Genomic DNA, 22,866 nt, shown 5'->3' with positions numbered 1-22,866 from the left:
GCCAGTGTGACCGGGTTTAGTTGAACCGGCCGGAAGGAGCCCATGTCTGCAACCGCCAGTTCTCCCATTCGTGTTCATCGATCGTCGGGCGTCCGAGGAGGTAACCCTGGCCGGCTGTCATCCCTAGTTCGGTGACAGCGGCCAGTTCCGCCTCGGTTTCGATGCCTTCCGCGACAAGGGTGGCGCCGAGCCGGCGTGCAAACTCCGCCATTGCGGCGCCGAATGCTTGCCGGCCTTCGTCGTCGTGGATGCCTGTAATGAGGGTGCGGTCCAGTTTGATGATGTCGGGCCGGATGTGCAGTACATGCCGCATGGAGGCGAAACCCGAGCCGGCGTCGTCGATGGCGATACGCAGGCCGCGGCGGCGCAGCGGTTCCAGGGCCGAGATGAGGGGACGATATTCCTCCACTTCGAGCCTCTCCGTCAGTTCCAGGACGACCCGCTGCAAGGCGAGGCCGGACCGTTCCAGAATTCCCGGCAGTCTTGGGTCCAGGCAGGTGGACGGGGAGACATTCAGCGCCACATACATGCTTGGCGGCAGCCCCTGTGCCGCCTTTAGGGCTGTCTCCAGCGCGGCGATTTCGAGGTCTTCCGAGAGTCCCACCGCGGCGGCTTCATTGAACCAGCATTCGGGACCGTCTTCGCTGAGGAACCGGGTCAGTGCTTCGGCGCCGATGATGTGTCCTGCGGCCAGGTTGTGGATCGGCTGGAAGGCCGTCAGCAGCTTGTTCCCGTCGATCACTGCCCTGATCCGGGTCCGGCTGAGGGCGGTGGATGCTTCCCGGGCTGTTTCCACGGGAACCCTCCGGCTGGTTCCCTCCAGACCGGGCGGCTGCCCGACCCTTACGGAGCGGTTGTGTGCGGAGGATTCGATCCAGACCGTGCTCCCGTCCCGGTGCCGGCAGCGGACGATGCCGCGGGCGCGACCCTCAACCGCAGGCGCGTGGAGCAGTGACCTGATCGCCTCCGGAACGTGCTCGACATCGACAACGATGCTGAAGTGTTTCCCGACCAGTTCCGAGGGGTGATAGCCGGTGAGATCGGTACTGGTGGGGCTGGAGAAGGTGAAATTTCCCTGGGCGTCCAGTGCCCACAACCATTCGTGGCTGGTGGTCAGGACGGTGTCCATCAGCTGGGCGGCATCGCGGGCGCCGGCTCGCTCTGCGCGGTGGCACCTGTGGAACCGCAGGGCCAGGAGGCCGGCTATGAGAATGGGCATCGTGATCAATGAGCCCAGCAGTAACTGGAGCCCTGGATGGGCGGTGACCACGGGGTCCAGAATGAGGACCGCACCGGCCGTCATGGCGAATACCGCCTGGACGGCCAGAAAGCACGCCAGTACATCCCGGCCCCGCGCCCGAGGCGTACCCCTTTTCCCTTCAACCACGGCCATCCCCCTCTTTCGTTGGTAAACATACTCCGGCAGCCAGCGTTTTCGCGCCGACCGCAACCGGGTCCCGTCCGTCCCCGGCAATCGATGACCTGCTTCGACACCTGCCGCCAATGAGCCACCCGCCGGGAGCGAGCGATGACCAGACAGGCGGCGATGGCCGCCGAGGGCAGCCGCCAGTGCAGGCCTGGCCTGCGACGGAAGAGTCGCTGTCCCGGGTCCGTCCCCACCGTCTAGATCCAAGCTAGCAAGGAACGTCCTTCGTAATTGAAAACTGCGCTAAAGCTGCAGCACACCTTCGTCGCGATCCAAATGGAAATAGTGGCCGCCTATAGAGGGATAGTCCAGCGCAGAGGAATTAATTGCTGTGGTCAGGGCAAAGTATGCAAGGACCCGGTTGAGTGATCGGTCGACCCCAATCTCACCTGCGGACAAACGCCAGTTTCGCGAATGTAGCACCTGCCAAAGCCTCTCCGTGTGGCCTGCAGAATCAAGGTTCAATGGCCTCGGCGCGGCACAAGAAAATGCCAACCACACAAGCGCACTGTAAGAGTATGAAATCACTGCTAAGCGACGAAGTCGTCGCCGTACGTGGCGTCCTCACCGATACACACCCGGTCGACTTCCATGCCCTTGGGGTGATCGGTGCAATTGACCGCTTGACGCTTCCCCTCCGCGAGAGCGGAACTGTGGTGCATCTGGAGACTCCGCACCACAGGATGGAAGTAGACCGGCAAACCGCGACGCTTCTGTACCGAGCGGCGCAGGAGCTCCTCAGCAACGTCTACAAGTTCGCCCAGGCATCAGATGTGACGGTCCGGCTGGGCTGTCTCACTCGTGGCATGAGCCACGGCGTACAGCTCAAAGTGGTCGACGACGGCCGTGGTTTCGATGTGCCGGCCGCCATGGTTGGTCGGCACACCGGCATGGGACTGCGCCTCATGCAAGTGGCCGTCGTCCTCGCTGGCGGCGAGATGATCATCAATTCGTCCGCCGCCGCGGGAACCTGCGTGACGATAACACTGCCTCTGGACTAACGGTCCGCTGCACCGCTTTTCCGCCAGGGACCGGCAGCCGGGCTGGCGTGTTCAGGACCACCGCCGGGGACCGTAGAGTTCCGGGCGTTAATCAGCGCCTCGGCCTCAACGGGGCCACACCTACCGTATTCGGCGGGGCCAGGTACGGCGCAGGGTTTTGGGCACGTGTCTGCTGAACAAAGGCCCACGTGTGATCGCATAGGCCATGGGACCGGACCGCCGCCGCGACCGTTCAGGCCACACCCGATTCCGTGCCCGCGGCATCGGGCAAGCCCGGGCTTTGGACAAGGGCGATCTCCAGTTCCGCCATGTCCAGCAGCCGTCACCCGCCCCCGAGGTCATCCACGATCCAGAACAGCCCGTGGTCCGGGGCAATTTCTGTGGCCCCTCCCCGGTGAACCAGAACTCCCTTGTACCGGGCACCGATTTCATCCCCCACAGCCAACTCTTCGCAGGAGCTGACAATGCTCTTTCTAATTGCGGTCATGATTGTGTCCCTTCCGAGGCGTCCCATGCTCACAGAGTGCACGGTCGGGGTTTCAGGAAAGTTTTCGACGCATGATTTTTACCGTTCCTGCAGGCGTCCGGCGTCGATTGCTGGCGAGGCTGGGGATGGCGTTGAATGTTGCCTATGGTCGACTGGCTTCTCCTCTCCAACCTCGGCACCGCTCTCGGTACGACGGTGCTCGCCGTCGCGACGTTCATCTCCACGAGGTCAGCGAACCGGTCGGCGCGGCTGGCCGAGCGCGCACTGCTGAACGGTTTGCGCCCCATCCTTCTGCCTTCCAACTGGTCGGATGCCCCGCAGAAGGTGCGGTTTATGGAAGGCAAGTGGATGGTCGTGCGGGGTGGCCACGCTGCCCTCGAGATCGCTGACAACACCGTGTACCTGGTGATGTCTTTGCGTAACGCCGGCGCAGGGGTGGCGATCCTGCACGGCTGGCATCTGCCACCGGACGCCAGGGCTCCGCTGGCACCAGTCGAGGAGTTCCACCGGCTGACACGCGACATCTATGTGCCGTCCAACGACGCCGGTTTCTGCCAGGTCGCCATCCGGGACCCGGAGTCGGCCGACTACCGTAACGCCATGAAGGGAGCCGCCGGCGAGGGCTTCACCGTCGACGTGCTCTATGGAGACGCCGAAGGCTCGCAGCGCGTCGTCTCGCGGTTCTACATCACTCCTGGACCCGCAGGCCTTGGCCACGACGAGGACGACACCGGGTGGCTGCTGATGGTCTCGCGCCACTGGAACCTCGATTTGCCGGCGCCGCGCGGCTGAGCCCGGGAGGAGTCGCCGGCACGGGCTTTGTCATGCCTGAAACAGGCCACATCTGAATCGTGGCTCTCACAAACGACGGATTTGGACAGCGTTACTGATCGCCGTGGACCGGATGCCCATTGCTTCAACCCTGCCCACCGCCGGTGTCGCTTCAACCTGCACGTTTTCTTGCAGTACCTGTGAATCCTGTTACCGCCTGCCGCGGGTGAGGAATCTTCCTAAAGGTTCCTTCCCGTGACCGGCTCGTCCCGCCGACGTAGAATCGTGCTGGACAAGGAGCGCCGGCCGGCGCAGCGCCACGGCCTATCCAAGGAGGACCCCTATGAGTCATGCATCGACCAGCCCTGAGGCTGCCGCCGCCGCACAGACCCTGTTCCGGGTCGCCCTCGGAGGCGTGCTCATCGCTCACGGATCCCAGAAACTCTTCGGGTGGTTCGGCGGAGGAGGAATCGAAGGCACCAGCAAGGGCATGCACGCTATGGGCTTTCGCCCAGCAAAACCCAGTGCCATCCTCGCAGGCGTGGGTGAAGCAGGAGCCGGTGTTGCCCTGGCTCTGGGACTGGCCACTCCGGCCGCCGGCGCCGCCGCTGCCACCACGATGGGCGTCGCGGCCAGCGTCCATGCCCCTAACGGCTTCTTCGCCACAGAGGGCGGCCTTGAGTACCCCGCAGTGCTGGGCCTGGCGGCAGCATCGTTCACCATCGGAGGGCCCGGACCCTTCTCCCTTGACTCGCTCACCGGTCATGTCCTGGACCGGCCCTGGATGCGGGCGGCTGCCTTAGCCGTGATACCGGTAGCCATCGGGATCCAGATCTACCGCCGGCGTAAAGCCCTGGCCAACGACACGGTGGCACCGGATTCCGGAACCCCGGTGGAGGAAGGCTAAGCCCATCCCGACACGCCTTAGCCACCCATGCATTGGCCAACCAAGCCACTTATTCAGCAGTCTCCTGGGGGAATCTGCCACGCGAAGTCAGCGCCAGCCGAGCTGCGGCGCCACATACTTCAGGACCGACTCGATGACGTGGGCGTTGTAGTCGACACCGAGCTGGTTCGGGACCGTGAGCAGTAGGGTGTCTGCCGTGGCTATCGCCTCGTCCTCGGCCAGCTTTGCGGCCAGCTCGTCCGGGGCACCCGCGTAGGACCGGCCAAAGACCGCGCGCGTTTTCTCGTCGATGTTGCCCACCTGGTCGGAGCTGTGGCGGTCGCGGCCGAAGTATTGCCAGTCGCGCTCGTCCGTCAGTGCGAAGATGCTGCGGCTGACCGAGACGCGCGGCTCCCGCTCGTGCCCCGCCTCCTTCCAGGCCTGCCGGTAGAGCTCGATCTGCTCGGCCTGCTGGACGTGGAACGGCTTGCCGCTCTCGTCATCCTTGAGCGTGGAGCTCTGCAGGTTCATGCCGAGCTTCGCCGCCCAGAGGGCCGTGGCGTTCGAGCCGGAACCCCACCAGATGCGCTCGCGCAGGCCCTCCGAGTGCGGCTCGACGCGCAGCAGGCCCGGAGGGTTCGGGAACATCGGGCGGGGGCTCGGCGCTGCGAAGCCCTCGCCCGTGAGCACCTCGAGCAGACGCTCGGTGTGCCTGCGACCCATGTCGGCGTCCGACTCGCCCTCGGCGGGGGCGAAGCCGAAGTGACGCCATCCGTCGATGACCTGCTCGGGTGAACCCCTACTGATGCCCAGCTGCAGCCGGCCGCCCGAGATCAGGTCGGCCGCGCCGGCGTCCTCCGCCATGTAGAGCGGGTTCTCGTAGCGCATGTCGATCACGCCGGTACCGATCTCGATGCGGCTTGTCCGTGCCCCGATCGCAGCGAGCAGCGGGAACGGGGAGGCGTATTGCTGCGCGAAGTGGTGGACGCGGAAGTAGGCGCCGTTCGCCCCCAGCTCCTCGGCCGCGACCGCGAGATCGATCGCCTGCAACAGCGCGTCCGATGCGTTGCGCGTGCCGGACTCCGGGTGGTCGGTCCAATGGCCGAAGGACAGGAATCCGATGTTTTTCACACAAGAAACCAACATGGTGGCGGGGCTTCTTATTCCCCGCGGGGCCTCAGCCTCGCACCCCCTCCCGCGGCACGGGCCGCCTCTGGAACTCACAGCGACGCTTGCGGGGAGCTTCTGTCATTCCCTCACCAGTCCTGGGCCGGCCAATGCCTTTGGCGCCGCAGATAGAAGACTTTGCTTAAAAAACTTTGCTGGTCTATTGCAATAAAGCTTCAGAGGCGCCATCGGCGTCCGGCAGTTTGTTGCACTCCGTCCTCGGCGGCGCATCGCCGCGACACCCGCCTGAGGGTTGCAGACACTTCCTCCAAACCCGGATCTCAGGGGTCCTCAAACCGTACCTGCCGGAATCCCGCCGCGAGGGCAGGGCGTGGGAACGAAGCGGCACTGCCACAAATTCGCCCCCCGAAAGGTATGGAACACCATGATCGAGCCCGCCCTGCCCTCAACCTTCACTGAACGCAGGCTCCGCGAAGTCCTCGAAGGACAAACCCTGCGACTGGCCGACTCCAGCTTCGCCGTCGTGGCCAAACACCGCCGCCACCACCTGGTCCACCTCGATCTCGAGGCAGACGACGGGTCGCCCTCCACCCTGACAGGCATTCCGGGCGCCGCGTCAGACTGCGCGAGGGAGCGACGCCGATACAGCAATAGACGTACTTAGCCCACATGCCCGACCGCCCCAGATACGAGAACGCCCTGGACACGCCCTGCCTCAGGCTTCGGCCAGGCCGGGGAGCCAATCCCATGCCTCGCCACACGCTTCAAAGAAGGGGAACATCATGATCGATGAGCCGATCTCTGGAGCCTGTTCCTCTTGGGGAGTGCCTTTCCCCCACGCACCAGCCGAGGCACATACAGGCGCCGGAACCGACGAACGAGCGCCCGCGGCCGTCGCAGCGCCAGCACCCGGACGTCACGCTCTCGAAAAGGCTGCGCCCAGTCACCTGAGCACTTGGCCAGCTCGGAAGGCAGCCTCGGCGTCCTGGTCACCAGGACAGGTCCGGAACAGTTCACGGTTGCATTAAACAAACCGTCCCGTACGGCCATCGATCAGACAATGTCAGAGGGACGCCTCCGCGAACAGGGGCCCTTCCACTAATGGAGCGACGCTTATGGCTGTCGCCGGGCGGGGTCAGCCGACGTGGATGCGTGGTCTGCGGGCCGGGTCGGGTTCGTGCTTCCGCAGGATCTCGCGCACCACGGGCGGCGTGTCGCCGCGGCCCAGGAGGAGGTAGCGCATCAGGTGGGCCAAAGGGCTGCCTTCCGACCACTCGAAATAGGCGTGCGGAATGACCCCTGTGGTGTCCCGCAGTGCCAGGAGTATGGCGGCGATGGCGTTGGGCGCAGCCGGGCTTTCGGCGCGCAATATCCGGAAACCGTTCACTTCGACCCCTTTGACGTCGAGCGCGCCACCGAAGTTAGACGGATCGATGATGTCGATCTCGACAAAGATGATGTCCGCGGTTCCGGGAACTGCGTTCTGGCCGCGCTGTTCCCGTTCCTTCTCCGCGTATTCCTGCACGTCACCGGTCTGGCGGCGGTTGGCGATCAGGTCCAGCGCGCCGTCGTAGTCCAGAGAGTCCGCGATGAAGCGTCGGGCATTGTCATCGAACCGGATCACGTCGGCCCGGAGCTCGGTCGTCCGTGCGACGCGGGAGACCAGGGAAATAGCCACAATGCCGAGGATGAAGAAGGCGGAGATGGTGAGTCCGTCGGGCTTTTCAATGATGTTGGCGACCAACGCATAGAGCAGGATCAGGCAAAGCAGCGCGAAGGCCAAGGTTGCCCGGCGTTGCCGGCGCCGGTGGGCGGAGATGGTCACGGCGACTGAGCCGGAGACCATCATGGCCAGGACCCCGGTGGCGTATGCACCGGCCTGCGCGTTGACGTCGGCTTGGAAGGCAATGGTGATCAGAATGCAGACGGCCGTATAGACGAGCACCACGGGCCGGACCGCCCGGCCCCATTCGGGGGCCATACCGTAAGAGGGAAGGTAACGCGGAACGATGTTGATCAGCCCTGCCATGGCAGAGGCACCGGCGAACCAGAGGATCAGGATACTGCTGACGTCATAGACGGTCCCGAAGGTGCTGCCCAGCATCTCGTGGGCGAGATACGCCAGGGCGCGTCCGTTGGCCTGGCCTCCGGGCTCAAACTCTTGTGCGGGGATCAGCACCGTGGTGACGAAACTGCTGCCAAGGAGGTACACGCTCATGATGGCCGCCGCTGCTGTCAGCAGCTTACGGGTGTTCTTGATCCGGGAGGCGAGGCGTTCCTCAGGGGTCTTGCCTTGGGCCGCGACCAGCGGCATCATGCTAACGCCGGTCTCGAAGCCGGACAGCCCAAGGACGAGCAGCGGGAAGGCAATCAGCGCCGGTCCCAGGATGGCTCCGGGGCCACCCAGTGCGGACAGGTCCCCGGTCCAGGCCGCCAGGGCGGCAGGGTCATTGACCACCCTGATCACTCCGGCACCGATGACGACGGCGTTCAGGAGCAGGAACACGGCCACCAGGGGGATGGCAACTACTACGGCCTCGCTGAAGCCGAGAAGGAAGACACCGCCCAAAATCAACAGCAGCGCCACCGTGATTGCCACGGCCTGACCGTGCAGAAAACCGGGCAGGTACGGATTTTCCAGCATGTGGACCGTGGCGTCTGCCGAAGAGAGGGTGATGGTGATGATCCAGGAGGTGGCTACGAACCCGAGCAGGATCAGGACGAAGATTTTTCCCCGCCAGAACGGCAGGAGATCTTCCAGCATCGCCACCGAGCCCTGTCCGTGGGGGCTCTCTTCGGCGACCCTGCGATACATGGGCAGCATACCCAGGAGAGTGAGGGCCACGATCAGCAGCGTGGCGAGCGGTGACAACGCCCCGGCCGCCAAGGCAGCTATCGCCGGAAGGTAGGACAGTGTGGAGAAGTAGTCCACCCCTGTCAGGCACATGACTTTCCACCAGGCCTGGGGGCGGCCCTGGTCCTCATGGGCTTCGGGTCCGACGACGGGCTGGACCCGGTCCTCCAGCAGCCATTTAGTCAACCTGCTACTGGTCCCCGTCTCCGGTCCCTGCCTCCTGACTTCCGCCGGAATGGCCTCACGACCTGTACCGCTCATGTGCCTCTTCCCCATTCCACTACTGGGTCCACGGCTCCAACATCCCACAAACGCCGTCCGCAACATAGCTGCCGCCGTACGACCAGGAGTCCAGGGACTACTTCCCCACGCTCGGATGCTGCCACCGCCATCTTCAACCTGCCCGACTACCGAGTCATCGATACTGAGGTCCTGGCCTTCGGGCAGCGAAGGGTCAGTGTCGATGCCACCGCCGAGGCCGGCTGCCCATCGCGCGGAGGTTCTTCTGCGATGAGTAACTGTGCCCGCGCCGAGAATTCACCGAGGAAACCGCCGATGCGAGTGCATCTGATCCGGAACACCTCGCAGGTCCAGGAGCATACTAAAGGCATGAGCTTCCGCGACGACTTCCTGGACTGGGTCAAGTCCGAACTGCACGAAGCGGAGCTGGCATTGCATAACGGTGACCCCGGCCCACGCCGCGGGATATGGTCCCGAAACGAACCGGTAAGCGTTCTGGGAGCGTGGCGCAACGCCCATGGGCTCGACGAGCTGGACCGGCTCTTCACCGAGCTGGGAGAGAGTTTCTCCGACTGCACGTCCTACGACTTCGAGCTGCAGGTCTGGGACGTCGTGGGCGACATGGCCTACACAGCCGGCCTGGAACATATTTCCACGTCGGTGGACGGTGAACCGCGCACTTTCACGCTGCGGGCCACGCAGATATATCGCCGCGAAGGCGGCCAATGGAAAGTCGCCCACCGCCACGCGGACACAGCAAGTCCCGACACGTAGACCCACGGGGCAAGGAGCTTTCCCTGCTGGGCTTCCGATGCCCGGCAGGCCCGCCGGGGGCACGTCATGCAGGCAGGAACCCGCACCAGAGCGGATAGTGGTCCGAGCTCCGCCAAGGCCCGGGTGGCGGACCGGTTCCGATGTTCCCGGGCGGCTGTAGCGGGACCTGCTGGTTCTTGCAGCGGAAGCAGAGGATACTCGAAGGACAGCCGCACGCGCTGCTTCGCCGTCCTCCGGTGCCCCCGTCAAGGGTCGTTGTCAGGGCCCAATGAGGAACGAGCCCAGCCATGGCCGACGACATACGCCTACTGTTTCCGGAACGCCTCGTCGACCACCTGCAGGATCTTGTCCTGAAAACCGAGGGCGTAAAAGCGATGTTGGACGAACTCGCCGAGTTCTCAGCCGTCACCCTGGCCGACCCGGCCATCGCCTTCTGCAGCATCACGCTGATTCAGCGGAAGAGACCAGTGACGGTGGCCAGCAGCGAAGAACGCGCCGTCCGGCTCGATGAAACCCAATACAGTTCCGGCGATGGGCCCTGTCTGTCGGCGATCCGCCAGCAGGTCGTCGTGCATGTTGCTGATCTGAAAAACGAACACCGCTGGCCCGCCTACACGGCGGCCGCGCTGGAGGCGGGCGTCGGTTCCAGTCTCTCCGTCCCGCTGATCCTTGAGGGGGAAGCGGAGGCCGGCCTTAACCTGTACTCCACCCGGTCCCATGGTTTCTCCGGTGATGACATCGGCATGGTCGAAACGTATTCCTACCATGCGTCCAAAGCGCTTCGCCTGGCCGTGCGGATCAGCCAGCTGGCCGAGGCGAAAGCCCACCTCATGGCAGCTATGGAATCCCGGACCACCATCGACCTGGCGTGCGGTGCCATCATGGCGCAAAACCGGTGCAGCCAGGAGACGGCCATGAAGATCCTGGGGATCGCTTCCAGCACCCGGAACGTCAAACTCCGGGACATCGCCGCATCCGTGGTCGCGTCAATATCGCAGGACCCGAGAGTCCGGACGCACTTCGACGCTTAGGGACACACGGCCGAGGTGCTGGGTGGCTCAGCGCCGCCGCGTCCGGGCGGCCGCGAGTTCGTGTTGGAGGCGCCGGTTGGCCGCTTCAAGTTCCAGGACGAGGCGGATGCCGGCCAGGTTCAGGCCGTCATCGAGCAGCTCGCTGATCCTGCGCAGGGTGTCCAGGTCCTGTTCGCTGTACCGGCGGGTCCCGCCGGCCGTCCGGCCCGGTTCCAGCAGGCCCCGGCGCTCATACAGGCGCAGGTTCTGCTGCCCGGTCCCGACCAGCTCCGCCGCCACGGAAATGGCATACACCGCCGCGCTTCGCCCGGTGTTCCGCTCCATCCCGGCCCTCCTTGAAAAACCCTGAAAAACCTCTTGCACCAGTTTCGCACCCGGTGCTATAAAAAATCTATACCAGCCACGACACATAAGTGGCCGGGTGAAATGAGAAGAAATCGACTGCAAGGAGTGAGAAGACCATGCTGATGCGCACCGACCCGTTCCGCGAGCTTGACCGGCTCGCCCAGCAGGTCCTCGGCACCACGGCCCGGCCCGCGGCCATGCCCATGGACGCGTGGCGGGAGGGCGAGGAATTCGTCGTCGCTTTCGACCTGCCCGGAGTCGCCGCGGACTCGGTGGACATCGACGTCGAACGCAACGTCCTCACGGTCCGGGCCGAGCGCAAGGACCCGAAAGGTGAAGACACCGAGTTGATCGCGGCCGAACGTCCCCGGGGTGTCTTCAGCCGCCAGCTCATCCTCGGTGACGCCCTGGACACCGACGCGGTGAAGGCCAGCTACGACGCCGGGGTCCTGACGCTGCGGATCCCCGTGGCCGAAAAGGCCAAGCCGCGCCGCATCGAGATCACCTCCGAGAAAAACGAGCCACAGGCAATCAACGCCGCCTGACCCACCCCTGGGGAAGGTCAGGCCCGCAGGACCGGGAGCACCGGGACCGGCCGCCAGTAAGTAAAGGGCGATGCAGAGCAGCCACGCCACCGCGCCAGTTGCGCAGCGAAAAGCGGCCCCGACGGCGCCTCCCGCACGGTGGTCCCCGGCCTCCGGGCCGGGGACCACCCGCACACCCCCGCCTCCCGCCCCGCCGGGGCGCCTGGGCGGACCGGAACAGCCGAGCCGACGGGAGTCCGGACCATGAAAGGACGCAGCCCCGATCCCTACGAGGTTCTCCACCTGGGCCGTGCGGCGACGGCCCGCGAGGTAGGCCGGGCATACCGGGCCATGGTGCGGACCCGTCATCCCGACACCCGTCCCGCGGGCGCCGTTCCCGCCGGCCCGGACTCCACAGCGCAAGAGCGGCAGGAGCGGCAGGAGCTGCAGGAGATCATGGATGCCTACGCCGTCCTCGGCGACCCGGCCAAGCGGGCCGCCTACGACCGGCAACGGCCGACGACGCCCCAGCCAGCGCCGCCGCGGGAGCCGGGACTTTCCGGCCCCGACCTGATCATCGGCCCGCTCCGGTGCGAAAGCCCGACACCGGGCACACCGGCCCCGGGACGGCAGGTCCTGTGGTGGATCCGGTTCTGACCAGCCCCCGGGCGCCGCCACTGACAAAAACCCGACCCGGACAAGGAAACCCCCATGAGTGCCTGGCACCCCTACGATGCCCATCTGATGCCGGCGTTCTACGAACGCTTCGAACAACGCTGGGGCAAGGGAACGGCCCCGTTCCTGGACCCCGAAGTCCACGAACACCCCCTGCCCCGGGCCCAATGGATCAACCCGGACACCGGCGCCGCCGTCGCCGTCGTCCCCATCTGGGCCGACGACCCCCGTCACCGCTCCTTCGGCGTCTTCTACCTCCCGCCCGCCGGAGACATCTGGGTGCTCCACCCCGGCCTCACCGCCTACACCGAACCGGGCACCACAGACACAGATGACCAGATCACCCTGCGCAACGACGCGTTCAGAAAGGCCGTCAGCCACGCCAAGGAATTCATCTACGGAACCCGGCCCTAGACCCGGCACGGGCCCTACTGGACGTTGAGCCACGCCGGAACGCGTTGCTTTCGTGACCGCCCGGGCCCCCATGACGCTCTCGGCGGCACCTGCCGCAACGCTCCTGACACACACCCAAAGCCTTCCCGCTGTCCGTGCCGACGACACCCTGCTGGTCAAATCCGACCTCATCCGCGCCCGCACCCGCGAAGGCATGCAGGTCGCCAAGGCCAAGGGCGGTAGAAGGCCGCCTCCACCGCCATGCCGCGAAAGCTTCTGGCACAATCGACGCAATCCAGGGCAGGCCGCCCGAGCATTCGGAGGCCGACAGGCCATGACTCCTAGGAAATGAAGGCAAGAACCAAGCCGAAGGTCATGTCACCCAGAAGCGGCGCCTGCATCTTTTGTCCTGACAGATTTGGGTCTCACCCTGGGTTCAACGCTTCTTGCCCCGACACCCGGCACGGACGCGACTTGTTTCATCCATTCAGCGATCTGGCGTTCGTCGACGTCGGCAATTGATCCGAGCTCCACACCCCGCGTCGGCTTACCCATCCCGACCGGTGTCACCGGCGGCACAGGCTCCAGCGCCACGCCACTGATGAACATGAGCTTGACGTGGCCGACACAGCCGCCGCAGCTAAAGCACCACCCATCCCCTACGCCGTAGTAGGCCGTGCCCCACTTCACCGAGCGCCTCAGGCCCGGCAGCGCTTTTGCCGCCAGCGCATCGACCGCTTCAGCGATGCCGCTGCGGCTGCGGCTGCGGCTGCGGCAGGCTGGCAACATACGCAAAAACCGGCTTGTCACCGACCGCCGCGTTCGCAGGACTCGCCCTGCCCGTCATGGCTACCGGCAGCGGGCTGGTGACATCGCTCTGCCCAGTCTTGGCCGTGGACGGCTTTCCGGCTTCCCACTCTCCAATCTCCCTGCTGGTCGCGGACAGCATCATTCCTGGGCGTCACCAGAAAGGAAGCCCGAGCGCAGCCCCCATGCTCTAGCCCAAAGGACGCCCCACGCCATCCGGACGATCCGCATGTACACACGCACCATTCGGCCGGTTCAGAGCATTGCCACCGAACTTCCCAGGCCGGGGTACGGCTCTTTCGTGTTCTGCGCGAGCAGTCTTCCGGATCGGAATGCCGGCCGCAGCATAAGATGCCCCCTGGCGCGGCAAATAAAGATCCGATGTCGGCGTCGAAGGATCAGTCAATAATGCTTGATCCATTCGAAAGCCGCCTCGAACGCAAGTAAACTCCTCAAGACATCCACCACCACCCCGCACGGCAGACAGCAAGACGGGAACGCATTCCTGAAAGGACACCATGGAACTGCTGTGGGAAATCGCAGGTTGGGCAGGGGCGGCTGCGATCCTAAGTGCGTATCTGGCTGTCTCCATGGGCTGGGTGAGGGCGGGCAAGCGCTTCCAGACCGCAAACCTCGTCGGTGCTTGTGCCTTCATTGTCAACGGCGCATTCCACGAAGCGTGGCCTTCCGTGGTCACGAATATAGCGTGGTTCCTGATTTCCGCCGTCGCTCTTCTTCGGATGCGTTCGGCAGGCCTGCCGTCGGAGGCAGCCGTCGATACCCAGACGGTTCAATTCCCCGGCCTTCCTGACACAACCGGCCAACTAGCAGTTGTTGAGACCCTCACTGGTTCCGCTTATGGCGATGTTGACGGACAGCGTCCACTCGGATGATCCGGCCCCTTCTCTGATCTACCGGTGACGCACGGTGAGTACTTCACCGGTCGACTGCCGGAGGTGTTCTGCGGCTTCAGCCACTCGCCGAGCCCGTTCCGTCTCCGACGGCGCCCGTCACAGGCATTAGGCGGCGATCACACCGATTCTGCCGGTCACGGCCTTGATGCCGTGTGACGTTCACGTTTCCCCGCGTATGGATGGATCCCGTCCCCCTGAAATCCTTTGGCAGCGGCGTCAGACAACTCCTTGTGCGAAGGCCGCATTGGACGCTTACGAAGAAAGACGCTCGGTGGTATCTTATAGGACTACAACTGGTATATGAGTCCCAACTCCCGAACCTGATATGCATCCCGCGCCGATGAAGCTGCGGACCACGAAACTACTCGAGAGAATGCAGCATGCCTTCGAACAATGATGCCGAACTTGCTTTTGAAGCAGACAGAGGCCAGCAAGGGGGCGTCCAGTCCGTTGACCGCGCACTTGCAGTCTTGGAAATCCTGGCAAGGGACGGCCATGCCGGCGTAAGCGAGATAGCGGAGGAGATTCACCTCCACAAATCGACGGTCTTCCGGCTGCTGGCATCTCTCGCGAGCAGGGACATGGTCCAGCAGAACAGTGGACGGGGCAAGTACCAGCTGGGCTTCGGCATCCTGCGGCTCGCAAGCTCCATCCCCGGAAGGCTGAGCCTGGTCTATGAAGCCCGTCCGGTTCTGGAAAGCCTGGCCGAGGAATACAAGGAGACGGTGAACCTTGCCGTGCTCCGTTCCAACTTTGCCGTCAACGTCGACCAGGCCATGGGACCTTCAATGCTTGCCATCTACGACTGGGTGGGTAGCCTGACGCCGCTGCATGCCACCTCCAGTGGAAAGGTACTACTCGCAGCCCTTCCAGCCGACGAACGGGGCAGGATATTAGAGGAAACAGGGCTGCCTGCAAGGACGCCGCGGACGATCACCAGCCGCGACAAACTGGAAAACCAGCTTCTCGACGTCTCACGCAACGGATACGCAGTGACGAAGGATGAAATCGAGATCGGATTGAACGCCGCAGCGGCGCCGGTCTACAACCACACCGGAACGGTGGTCGGTGCAATAAGCATTTCCGGGCCGTCCTTCCGCTTCGATCCCGAAACGACGCCGGGACTTCTCGAAGCACTGAAGCAGGCAGGGCTGCGGATAAGTGCCAAAATGGGCTACACCCTTCGGTAGCCAGCCCACTCGGTGCACAGTTCCGGCGGGTTAGCTGCTTCCGCCGGATTGGGCTGCTGAACTAAGTTCGACAGCCTGTCAGCACAGACAGCGATCGAACTGGCGTGATGCGTCCACCTCCTCCCGGATCGAGTCGTGGAAGGCGATGCGGTGCTCTCTCTGGACCAAGACTCGCTTTTGGCGTAGATCTTGGACCCCTTCGCCGGCCCCGCGAGGCCGGAGCAGCCGCTGGACCATGTCGGGCACGGCACCGGTGGCCACCAGGACGACGTCGGCAGGCACAGAGCCTCCGCGATCGAGGCGGAGCCGCCTGTCCAGGCCCCCTCCGCGTAATAGGACTCGATGGTAGCGTCACAAATCAGCTCCGCCCCGTTAATTCCATGTAACGCGGCCAAGGTCACAGCCATCTCCTCACCGGATGGGCCCCCGAGCGGGCGCGGGCGGGGGCTGCAACCTCAGGGGCCGACGAAGCCGGCCTCCACGACGACGGGCCTAGTCTCCCCTACCCGATCGGGGCCCGCATCCTGCGCGATTCCAAAGTCCGCAGGGCGGAGACATTCACCATGCGGCCAGTCATAGGGCCCCCGTTCCTTATGCCAATCAGGATGAGACTTTCTGAAGATGCAACAACAAGTTGCGCATCACGCGATAGCAAAATCTGCATACGAGAGACGTGCCGCAAACGCGGTGCGACAGGGCTGTCACGGGGTCAGATTTAGTGCGGGCGGAATCCTTGACAATGGTGGTGGCGTACATCACTCTGTTGCGTATGGTGATCCAAGTTGGTGATGACACAACCGGTGGAAAGCGCTGAGCCCGTTAAGTGGGAGGGAGGTTTATCGGCACACTGCGTGCCCGCTCACGGTACCGGCCCGCGGAAACGCCCTCCTTCTCGACTCGACCCCATGGGTCAACGTCTTCCACCCAGAGGATCGCGAGCAGTTCGCTCTCGACGACACCTGCACTCATCAGGATGCATGGCTGCCTGAGATCAACGGCGACGCCTAGCTCCACCAGGCAGTACTCCATTCCAAGCTAAGAGGCGGAACTCTTGAGGCCACAACTGAGCAACAAGCTGCAGGAACGGACCCGTTCCACGGTCCCCCGCCGGGCAGTCATGGACATTGTCCGGGCATTCGGGGGACGCAGTTCGTCCTCACCGTTGCCGGCCCTTCGAAATGACTCCCAGACCACGCCCAAGGAGATGTACCTCATGACGAACGAAAACATCAACCCCAGACCCAGCCACTGGTTCAAGCCTCCACAGGCAGGAGTACAGCAATGAAAAGACCCGATATCTCAGTGCGCAACCTTTGGAAGGTCTTCGGCCCCGGGGGTGACAAGATCCCCGGCAATCCACAACTCTCGGCCCTCAACTCCGCGGAACTGCTGGAGCGAACCGGCTGCGTGACCGCCGTCCGCAACCTGAGTTTCGACGTCGCCAAGGGCGAGGTCTTCGTGGTCATGGGACTTTCCGGATCCGGCAAATCCACCCTGATCCGCTGCCTGACCCGGCTGATCGAGCCCACTTCCGGGCAAGTCCTGGTGGACGGCAAGGACGTCCTGCAGGCCGGCGTTGCCGAGCTCCGCGAACTGCGCCGGCGGAAGATGTCCATGGTGTTCCAGCATTTCGGCCTCCTCCCCCATCGCACCGTGCTGGACAACGTCTCCTACGGTCTGCAGATCCGCGGGACTGCCAAGAACGAACGCTACGCCAGGGCCCGTGAAATCATCGAACTGGTTGGCCTCAAAGGCTACGAACAGCATTACCCGGACCAGTTGTCCGGAGGAATGCAGCAGCGCGTCGGCCTGGGGCGGGCTTTGGCCGGCGATCCGGACACCATACTCTTCGATGAGCCCTTCTCCGCTCTGGATCCGCTCATCCGCCGGGATATGCAGGCCGAAGTCATCCGGCTGCATAAGGAAATGGGCAAGACCATGGTGTTCGTGACCCACGATCTCTCCGAGGCGCTCAAGCTCGGAGACCGCATCCTGATCATGCGCAACGGCGAGACGGTACAGTGCGGCACCGGTGACGAACTGGTGGGGTCCCCGGCGGACAAGTACATTGAAGACTTCGTGTCCGAAGTCCCCCGCGCGGACGTCCTGACCCTGAAGTGGATCACCCGCCCCGTTGCGGCCGGAACACCGGGCGACGCGCCGGTCCTCAGCTCCGGGATGATCATCCGGGATGCCATCGCGGCGGTCATGGACTCCTCCTGCCCCGTCCTGGTGGAAGATGGCGGCAGGATCACGGGGCAGATCGACCGCGACAGCATCCTTTCGGTGCTGCAGCCCGCGGAAGCAGCGGCCTGATGTCTACCCTCGTCCGGGATCGGGCCACGGCGCAGGCCGCCCCCACGCCCGCCCGTGAACCCCGCCGCAGGCCCAGGCGGCGCACCCTCCTGCTGGGAGGCGCCGCCGCCGTCTGGATCCTCGGATTCCTCGTCCTGCACGGAACCTCCACCCTGGCCTTGCCTGCCTCAGAGCTGACGGACCTGCACCGGTCCCTGAACCAGTTCAACGCCTGGGTGGCAGCCAACCGGGAGGACAACCCTGTCTTCCTCTACGTTTTCACGCCCCTGCGTGCCGCCGTCGACGCCGTCGCCAGCTTGTTCATCACCCTCTTCGCCGCAAGTTCTACGGGCCTGCGCCTGCCGGAGATCGGCTGGCTAGGAACCGTGGGGCTGCTGGGCTGGATCGCGTTCGCGATCGGCAACGCCCGGGTCGCGCTGCTCAGCGTGGCCGTCTTTATGTTCTTCGGCTTCCAGGGCCTGTTTCTCGAGGCCACGTACACGTTCGCCCTGGTGCTCACCGCCGTGCTGCTGACCCTGCTGGTCGGTATCCCGCTGGGTGTCCTGGCCGGCATCTACGGCCGGGTCGCCAAGGTGATCACGCCGGTGCTGGACTTCATGCAGACGCTGCCCACGTTCGTGTACCTGGCCCCGCTTGCCCTGATCTTCCTCATCGGCCCGGCATCGGCCGTCATCGCCACCGTCATCTACGCGGCACCGCCCGTGATCCGGCTGACGGCGCACGGCATCCGGGGCATCCCGGAGAACACCCGCGAAGCCTCCGATTCGCTAGGCACGACAGGCCTGCAACGGCTCCTCACCCTGCAGTTGCCCATGGCCCGCCGGACCATCGTCATGGGAATCAACCAGAGCACCATGGCGGCCCTGTCCATGGTCACCATCGCGGCACTCATCGCGGCTCCCGGGCTTGGCCAGGTGGTGGTCCGCGCGCTGCAATCGCTGGACGTCGGCACGGCCGTCAACGCCGGGCTCTCCATCGTCCTGCTCGCGATCATGCTGGACCGGGTGACCACCGCCGCCAGCCGCCGCGCGGAACCGGGGGCGGCCCGGAACCGCGCGGTACCCCGCAGAACCAGGCACATCCTCCTCGGCGCCACCCTGGTACTGGCCCTGGCCATGGTGCAGTTCTCCCGGACCCAGCTGTGGGCTGCGGCGTTCCCGAAAGAGCTCAACATCGGCCCGGCGATCGTCCAGGCCGTCAGCTCGGCCAGTCAATGGATGCAGGCCAACCTGTCGCTGTTCACCGTATCCTTCCGGGAAGCCATCACCACGGGGATCCTCAACCCGTTCCAGTCCCTGCTCACGGACACTCCCTTCTACATCCTCGTCGCCGTCATAGCCATCGCCGCCTACGCCCTCGGCGGCTGGAAGCTCGCGGTCCTGACCACGGCCTGCCTGGGTGTGATCATCTACCTCGGCCTCTGGAGCGACTCCATGGTCACGCTGGCCGGAACCCTGGTGGCCACAGCAGTGGTCATGGTCTTGGGCATCATCTTCGGAGTGGCCATGGGCCGGTCCGGGCGGGTAGACCAGATCGTGCGGCCGATGCTGGACGCAGGGCAGACCATGCCGGCCTTTGTGTACCTGGTCCCGTTCCTGGGACTCTTCGGCGCCACCCGCTTCACCGCGATCATCGCCGGTATCATCTACGCCGCCCCCGTAGCCATCAAGATCACGGCTGACGGCATCGGGGCGATCTCCCCCACCGTGGTCGAAGCCGCCGTCGCCAGTGGCTCCACTCCCTGGCAGGTCATCACGAAGGTCCAGCTGCCGATGGCCAGGCAGACCCTGGCCCTCGCTGCCAACCAGGGCCTGATCTATGTCCTGGCCATGGTGGTGGTCGGTGCGCTTGTGGGCGCAGGCGGCCTCGGGTACGACGTCGTGGCCGGCTTTGTCCAAAGCGCACTCTTTGGCAAGGGCCTGGCCGCAGGCGTTGCCATTGTCTTCCTTGGCATCCTGCTGGACAGGATGACCCAGGCTGCCGCAGCCACCCCGGCGCGGAAAATCCCCTCGCCCAAAACCTCGACAACCTAACCGCATGACCGCCCTGCGCCCGCGCACGGCACGGAGGACCCCCGCATTTCCCCCAACAAGGAGACCTAACCATGAAAAAAGCTGGACTGCTGTTGAAACGAACTGTCCCGGCAGTTGCTGGAGCTGCCGCCACCGCCCTGCTGCTCGCAGGCTGCGGCGGCGCCTCGGTGAACCAGGTGGCTGCCGCCTCCGGGACCGCCGAGGCGCCCTGCGGAAGTGTCAACGTCGCGATGAACGCCTGGGTGGGGTATACGGCCGATGCCGCCGTATACAGCTACGTGGCGAAGAACAAGCTGGGCTGCACCGTGGTGCAGAAGGACCTGAACGAGCAGATCTCCTGGCAGGGCTTTGCCTCCGGCGAAGTGGACGTCATCATCGAAAACTGGGGCCACGATGATCTGGCCAAGCAATACATCACCGATCAGAAAGTCGCCGTCGACGCCGGACCCACCGGTAACGTAGGCCACATCGGCTGGTACGTGGCGCCCTGGATGGCGGAAAAGTACCCCGACATCACCGACGGGAAGAACTTGAACAAGTACGCCTCCATGCTCGCCACCTCCGAATCCGGAGGCAAAGGCCAGGTACTCGACGGCGATCCCGCCTTCGTCACCAACGACGAGGCCCTGGTAAAGAACCTCAACCTGGACTACAAGGTGGTGTTCTCCGGTTCAGAGGCCGCCCTGATCCAGTCATTCCGGACAGCGGAGCAAAACAAGACGCCGCTGCTGGGCTACTTCTACGAGCCGCAGTGGTTCCTCTCCCAAGTCCCGCTCAAGAAAGTCAAACTTCCGGAGTGGACCAAGGGCTGCGACGCGAACGCGGAAAAGGTAGCCTGCGACTACCCGACATACACGCTGAACAAGATCATTTCCAAGAAGTTCGCCGACAGCGGCTCACCCGCAGCCAAGCTGGCGAAATCCTTCAAATGGACCAACGAGGACCAGAACGCGGTTGCCACGGACATCCAGGGCGGCATGACGCCCGAGGCTGCGGCCAAGAAGTGGGTGGACGCCCACCAGGATGCTGTGAACGCCTGGCTCACCTAGGCCAGTCCGTCGAGATTATGCGACGGCAGGTCCTCCCGGTGCTGTCTCACTTATTTCAGGTACGGGTCCGGTAAACTCACCCACCCACGGGTCACCCGTGGGTGGGTGGCCCTCATTCCGGACCGCCCTGGCCTTGAAGCAGGGGTGTTGGATTCCCAGTACTCCCGTCCTTCGCGCAGGTCTTTGATCCCACGGCGGGCTGGCAGCGTTCGCAGGCGCATGCATTGGTTAACCACTCTTGAATTGCCTGACACGCAACATGTATCGTTATGTGCAACAGTGTGATGCATGCCACGCGAGTGCGTCGACCGACCAGTAGCTTTAGCCAAGCACGCGTAACGAGCTAAAAATCCTTGCGAGAGTGGCTTTCCTGTCCGTGTCCCGAATCGCATACCCACCGAGACGCCTCACTGGCCGATGGCCATGTGAACCCCTCGCCGGCAAAACAAAGGCGAACAAACCAATACCCCTGGGAGAATCCCAAATGTCCCCGCACAGAAGCCTGACCGACTCTCCAGCAGGCGCCAGTAACGCCTTCGAAACGTCCATCACACCGCCGGGCGCGGAGAGACCAAACCTGCTACGGCGTAGGCTCAAGGTCTCCGACATAAACGTCGTCGACAAGCCGATGCTCAAGAAAGCCCTCGGCGGGACGATTGTGGGCAACACAATGGAGTGGTACGACGTCGGTGTGTTCGGCTACCTCATTACCACCATGGGCCCCGTCTTCCTCCCAGAAGCCGACAGGTCCGTGCAGACACTCTTCCTGCTCGGCACGTTTGCCGCAACGTTCGTCGCCCGTCCCTTGGGCGGCGTTGTGTTCGGTTGGCTCGGTGACAGGATCGGCCGCCAGAAAGTGCTGGCAGCCACGTTGATGCTGATGGCCGCAAGCACGTTCGTCGTCGGTCTCCTACCCGGCTACGCGCAGATTGGCATATGGGCGGCGGTGCTCCTGGTGCTTCTGAAGCTTGTCCAAGGCTTTTCCACCGGTGGCGAGTACGCCGGCGCCACCACCTTCGTCTGTGAGTATGCACCCGACAAGCGGCGCGGCTTCTTCGCAAGCTTCCTGGACATGGGCTCGTACCTCGGCTTCGCCTTGGGAGCCGCGGTAGTCTCCGTGCTCCAACTGACGCTCGGCCAGGCTGCCATGGAGGAATGGGGCTGGAGGCTGCCCTTCCTGATCGCTGGACCGCTCGGCCTGATTGCTATCTACTTCCGGAACAAGATCGAGGAATCACCGCAGTTTCAGGCCACCTTGGATGCCCAAGGGGCCGTTGCCGCGGACGCGGCTAACGCTGACAAAGCCGTGGCCAAGGGCCCCCTGTCCGCTGTAAAGGCTTACTGGCGCCCCATCGTGCTGGCTATGATCCTCGCCGCCGCTGCCAATACCGTAGGTTATGCACTGACGTCGTACATGCCGACGTACCTCACCGATTCCAAAGGGTATGACCCCGTCCATGGGACGCTGCTCACCATTCCCGTGCTCGTGGTGATGGCCCTTTGCATTCCCTTGACCGGCAGGCTGTCCGACCTCATCGGTCGCCGGCCGGTCCTCTGGATCGGTGCCGGGAGCACCATCCTGTTCGCCGTCCCGGCATTCATGTTGATCGGCATGGGAGGCATATGGTCCACTCTGGCCGGCCTTGCCCTGGTGGCCTTCCCCGTGACGTTTTACGTGGCCAATCTCGCTTCGGCGCTCCCGGCGCTGTTTCCGACCTCGAGCCGCTACAGCTGCATGGGCATCGCCTACAACTTCTCCGTGGCCATCTTCGGTGGCACGACTCCCTTCATCGTGCAGGGGCTGATCGATGCTACCGGCGATGACATGGCTCCGGCATACTATCTGATCGGCACTTCGGTGATAGGTGCGATCGCCATTTACTTCCTGCCCGAGTCGGCGCGCCGTGCGCTCCCCGGCTCAATGCCCAGCGTGGACACGATGGCTGAGGCACACGCACTCGTGACGGCCCAGAAGGAGACCGCCTGATCCACTCGGATGAGTCCGATCTGGCGCTTCGTGGC

22 protein-coding genes and 1 pseudogene are annotated in these 22,866 nt (G+C 64.2%); 17 read left to right on the top strand and 6 right to left on the bottom strand.

Annotated elements, in window-relative coordinates; translation table 11 throughout:
- Positions 1-16: 16 nt before the first annotated feature.
- On the bottom strand, positions 17-1,303 hold the full coding sequence (locus ACFVTM_RS17980) for an EAL domain-containing protein (RefSeq protein ID WP_390205163.1): 1,287 nt from the start codon (positions 1,301-1,303) through the stop codon (positions 17-19).
- Positions 1,304-1,944: 641 nt separating this feature from the next.
- On the opposite strand from ACFVTM_RS17980, the gene ACFVTM_RS17975 reads away from it, so the two are divergent.
- Positions 1,945-2,427, top strand: a complete 483-nt coding sequence (locus ACFVTM_RS17975) for a sensor histidine kinase (RefSeq protein WP_390205161.1) — start codon at positions 1,945-1,947, stop codon at positions 2,425-2,427.
- Between the two features lie 322 nt (positions 2,428-2,749).
- Here ACFVTM_RS17975 and ACFVTM_RS17970 read toward each other — a convergent pair whose 3' ends face one another.
- Positions 2,750-2,914 (bottom strand): hypothetical protein, encoded by a 165-nt coding sequence (locus tag ACFVTM_RS17970; protein WP_390205159.1) that lies wholly within the window; start codon positions 2,912-2,914, stop codon positions 2,750-2,752.
- Positions 2,915-3,058: 144 nt separating this feature from the next.
- Between ACFVTM_RS17970 and ACFVTM_RS17965 the strand changes: the two genes are divergently transcribed.
- Together ACFVTM_RS17965 and ACFVTM_RS17960 are read left to right on the top strand one after the other, a co-directional pair.
- Positions 3,059-3,706: a hypothetical protein gene (locus ACFVTM_RS17965; protein WP_390205158.1), complete on the top strand. Its 648-nt coding sequence runs from the start codon at positions 3,059-3,061 to the stop codon at positions 3,704-3,706.
- A gap of 322 nt (positions 3,707-4,028) precedes the next feature.
- Positions 4,029-4,592, top strand: coding sequence for a DoxX family protein (locus ACFVTM_RS17960; RefSeq protein ID WP_390205156.1), 564 nt, complete (start codon positions 4,029-4,031; stop codon positions 4,590-4,592).
- 87 nt (positions 4,593-4,679) lie between these two features.
- Here the strand turns inward: ACFVTM_RS17960 and ACFVTM_RS17955 are convergent, their stop codons facing one another.
- Complete coding sequence (locus ACFVTM_RS17955) at positions 4,680-5,702, bottom strand: LLM class flavin-dependent oxidoreductase (protein ID WP_390205155.1); 1,023 nt, start codon at positions 5,700-5,702, stop codon at positions 4,680-4,682.
- Positions 5,703-6,123: 421 nt separating this feature from the next.
- On the opposite strand from ACFVTM_RS17955, the gene ACFVTM_RS17950 reads away from it, so the two are divergent.
- On the top strand, positions 6,124-6,363 hold the full coding sequence (locus tag ACFVTM_RS17950; protein WP_390205153.1) for a hypothetical protein: 240 nt from the start codon (positions 6,124-6,126) through the stop codon (positions 6,361-6,363).
- 471 nt (positions 6,364-6,834) lie between these two features.
- Here the strand turns inward: ACFVTM_RS17950 and ACFVTM_RS17945 are convergent, their stop codons facing one another.
- Complete coding sequence (locus ACFVTM_RS17945) at positions 6,835-8,814, bottom strand: amino acid transporter (protein WP_390205151.1); 1,980 nt, start codon at positions 8,812-8,814, stop codon at positions 6,835-6,837.
- A gap of 294 nt (positions 8,815-9,108) precedes the next feature.
- On the opposite strand from ACFVTM_RS17945, the gene ACFVTM_RS17940 reads away from it, so the two are divergent.
- Together ACFVTM_RS17940 and ACFVTM_RS17935 are read left to right on the top strand one after the other, a co-directional pair.
- Complete coding sequence (locus tag ACFVTM_RS17940; RefSeq protein WP_390205150.1) at positions 9,109-9,567, top strand: YybH family protein; 459 nt, start codon at positions 9,109-9,111, stop codon at positions 9,565-9,567.
- 287 nt (positions 9,568-9,854) lie between these two features.
- Complete coding sequence (locus tag ACFVTM_RS17935) at positions 9,855-10,598, top strand: GAF and ANTAR domain-containing protein (RefSeq protein WP_390205148.1); 744 nt, start codon at positions 9,855-9,857, stop codon at positions 10,596-10,598.
- Positions 10,599-10,625: 27 nt separating this feature from the next.
- Here ACFVTM_RS17935 and ACFVTM_RS17930 read toward each other — a convergent pair whose 3' ends face one another.
- The gene (locus ACFVTM_RS17930; RefSeq protein ID WP_390205146.1) at positions 10,626-10,922 is read right to left on the bottom strand and encodes a MerR family transcriptional regulator; all 297 of its coding nucleotides are present in this window, start codon (positions 10,920-10,922) and stop codon (positions 10,626-10,628) included.
- Between the two features lie 137 nt (positions 10,923-11,059).
- Here ACFVTM_RS17930 and ACFVTM_RS17925 point away from each other — a divergent pair, with 137 nt between their 5' ends.
- The 4 genes and pseudogenes from ACFVTM_RS17925 to ACFVTM_RS17910 all read left to right on the top strand — a co-directional run.
- On the top strand, positions 11,060-11,488 hold the full coding sequence (locus tag ACFVTM_RS17925) for an Hsp20/alpha crystallin family protein (RefSeq protein WP_390205144.1): 429 nt from the start codon (positions 11,060-11,062) through the stop codon (positions 11,486-11,488).
- Positions 11,489-11,731: 243 nt separating this feature from the next.
- A complete protein-coding gene (locus ACFVTM_RS17920) occupies positions 11,732-12,124 on the top strand; it encodes a J domain-containing protein (protein WP_390205142.1) in 393 nt (130 codons plus the stop codon).
- A gap of 54 nt (positions 12,125-12,178) precedes the next feature.
- A complete protein-coding gene (locus ACFVTM_RS17915; protein WP_390205141.1) occupies positions 12,179-12,556 on the top strand; it encodes a hypothetical protein in 378 nt (125 codons plus the stop codon).
- Between the two features lie 157 nt (positions 12,557-12,713).
- Positions 12,714-12,809: pseudogene (locus tag ACFVTM_RS17910) on the top strand (recombinase family protein); the annotation flags it as partial.
- 104 nt (positions 12,810-12,913) lie between these two features.
- Here the strand turns inward: ACFVTM_RS17910 and ACFVTM_RS17905 are convergent.
- A complete protein-coding gene (locus ACFVTM_RS17905; RefSeq protein WP_390205139.1) occupies positions 12,914-13,345 on the bottom strand; it encodes a DUF1801 domain-containing protein in 432 nt (143 codons plus the stop codon).
- A gap of 515 nt (positions 13,346-13,860) precedes the next feature.
- Here ACFVTM_RS17905 and ACFVTM_RS17900 point away from each other — a divergent pair.
- The 7 genes from ACFVTM_RS17900 to ACFVTM_RS17870 all read left to right on the top strand — a co-directional run bounded on the left by ACFVTM_RS17900 (position 13,861) and on the right by ACFVTM_RS17870 (position 22,831).
- Complete coding sequence (locus ACFVTM_RS17900; protein WP_390205137.1) at positions 13,861-14,235, top strand: hypothetical protein; 375 nt, start codon at positions 13,861-13,863, stop codon at positions 14,233-14,235.
- A 401-nt stretch (positions 14,236-14,636) separates the two neighbouring features.
- Positions 14,637-15,446 (top strand): IclR family transcriptional regulator, encoded by an 810-nt coding sequence (locus tag ACFVTM_RS17895; protein ID WP_390205135.1) that lies wholly within the window; start codon positions 14,637-14,639, stop codon positions 15,444-15,446.
- Positions 15,447-15,635: 189 nt separating this feature from the next.
- Complete coding sequence (locus ACFVTM_RS17890; protein WP_390205133.1) at positions 15,636-15,779, top strand: hypothetical protein; 144 nt, start codon at positions 15,636-15,638, stop codon at positions 15,777-15,779.
- Positions 15,780-16,727: 948 nt separating this feature from the next.
- Entirely contained in the window at positions 16,728-17,762 is a 1,035-nt protein-coding gene (locus ACFVTM_RS17885) for a glycine betaine/L-proline ABC transporter ATP-binding protein (protein WP_390205131.1), read from the top strand.
- A complete protein-coding gene (locus ACFVTM_RS17880; protein ID WP_390205130.1) occupies positions 17,762-19,795 on the top strand; it encodes an ABC transporter permease in 2,034 nt (677 codons plus the stop codon). The genes ACFVTM_RS17885 and ACFVTM_RS17880 overlap by 1 nt, the downstream gene beginning before the upstream one ends.
- A gap of 71 nt (positions 19,796-19,866) precedes the next feature.
- Positions 19,867-20,844, top strand: a complete 978-nt coding sequence (locus tag ACFVTM_RS17875; RefSeq protein WP_390205129.1) for an ABC transporter substrate-binding protein — start codon at positions 19,867-19,869, stop codon at positions 20,842-20,844.
- A 484-nt stretch (positions 20,845-21,328) separates the two neighbouring features.
- Positions 21,329-22,831 (top strand): MFS transporter, encoded by a 1,503-nt coding sequence (locus ACFVTM_RS17870; RefSeq protein ID WP_390205128.1) that lies wholly within the window; start codon positions 21,329-21,331, stop codon positions 22,829-22,831.
- Positions 22,832-22,866 lie beyond the last annotated feature (35 nt).

It is taken from the genome of Arthrobacter sp. NPDC058130, assembly GCF_042884475.1.
Taxonomy (GTDB): domain Bacteria; phylum Actinomycetota; class Actinomycetes; order Actinomycetales; family Micrococcaceae; genus Arthrobacter.
This window is presented reverse-complemented; position numbering and strand designations above follow the sequence as displayed.

Bases quoted from the DNA above. Each gene is read 5' to 3' on its own strand.
- ACFVTM_RS17960 (WP_390205156.1), top strand. From the start codon at position 4,029: ATGAGTCATGCATCGACCAGCCCTGAGGCTGCCGCCGCCGCACAGACC.
- ACFVTM_RS17930 (WP_390205146.1), bottom strand. From the start codon at position 10,922: ATGGAGCGGAACACCGGGCGAAGCGCGGCGGTGTATGCCATTTCCGTG.
- ACFVTM_RS17965 (WP_390205158.1), top strand. From the start codon at position 3,059: ATGGTCGACTGGCTTCTCCTCTCCAACCTCGGCACCGCTCTCGGTACG.
- ACFVTM_RS17950 (WP_390205153.1), top strand. From the start codon at position 6,124: ATGATCGAGCCCGCCCTGCCCTCAACCTTCACTGAACGCAGGCTCCGC.
- ACFVTM_RS17895 (WP_390205135.1), top strand. From the start codon at position 14,637: ATGCCTTCGAACAATGATGCCGAACTTGCTTTTGAAGCAGACAGAGGC.
- ACFVTM_RS17980 (WP_390205163.1), bottom strand. From the start codon at position 1,303: ATGACGGCCGGTGCGGTCCTCATTCTGGACCCCGTGGTCACCGCCCAT.
- ACFVTM_RS17880 (WP_390205130.1), top strand. From the start codon at position 17,762: ATGTCTACCCTCGTCCGGGATCGGGCCACGGCGCAGGCCGCCCCCACG.
- ACFVTM_RS17920 (WP_390205142.1), top strand. From the start codon at position 11,732: ATGAAAGGACGCAGCCCCGATCCCTACGAGGTTCTCCACCTGGGCCGT.
- ACFVTM_RS17925 (WP_390205144.1), top strand. From the start codon at position 11,060: ATGCTGATGCGCACCGACCCGTTCCGCGAGCTTGACCGGCTCGCCCAG.
- ACFVTM_RS17900 (WP_390205137.1), top strand. From the start codon at position 13,861: ATGGAACTGCTGTGGGAAATCGCAGGTTGGGCAGGGGCGGCTGCGATC.
- ACFVTM_RS17915 (WP_390205141.1), top strand. From the start codon at position 12,179: ATGAGTGCCTGGCACCCCTACGATGCCCATCTGATGCCGGCGTTCTAC.
- ACFVTM_RS17870 (WP_390205128.1), top strand. From the start codon at position 21,329: ATGTCCCCGCACAGAAGCCTGACCGACTCTCCAGCAGGCGCCAGTAAC.
- ACFVTM_RS17945 (WP_390205151.1), bottom strand. From the start codon at position 8,814: ATGAGCGGTACAGGTCGTGAGGCCATTCCGGCGGAAGTCAGGAGGCAG.
- ACFVTM_RS17970 (WP_390205159.1), bottom strand. From the start codon at position 2,914: ATGACCGCAATTAGAAAGAGCATTGTCAGCTCCTGCGAAGAGTTGGCT.
- ACFVTM_RS17885 (WP_390205131.1), top strand. From the start codon at position 16,728: ATGAAAAGACCCGATATCTCAGTGCGCAACCTTTGGAAGGTCTTCGGC.
- ACFVTM_RS17935 (WP_390205148.1), top strand. From the start codon at position 9,855: ATGGCCGACGACATACGCCTACTGTTTCCGGAACGCCTCGTCGACCAC.
- ACFVTM_RS17975 (WP_390205161.1), top strand. From the start codon at position 1,945: ATGAAATCACTGCTAAGCGACGAAGTCGTCGCCGTACGTGGCGTCCTC.
- ACFVTM_RS17875 (WP_390205129.1), top strand. From the start codon at position 19,867: ATGAAAAAAGCTGGACTGCTGTTGAAACGAACTGTCCCGGCAGTTGCT.
- ACFVTM_RS17940 (WP_390205150.1), top strand. From the start codon at position 9,109: ATGCGAGTGCATCTGATCCGGAACACCTCGCAGGTCCAGGAGCATACT.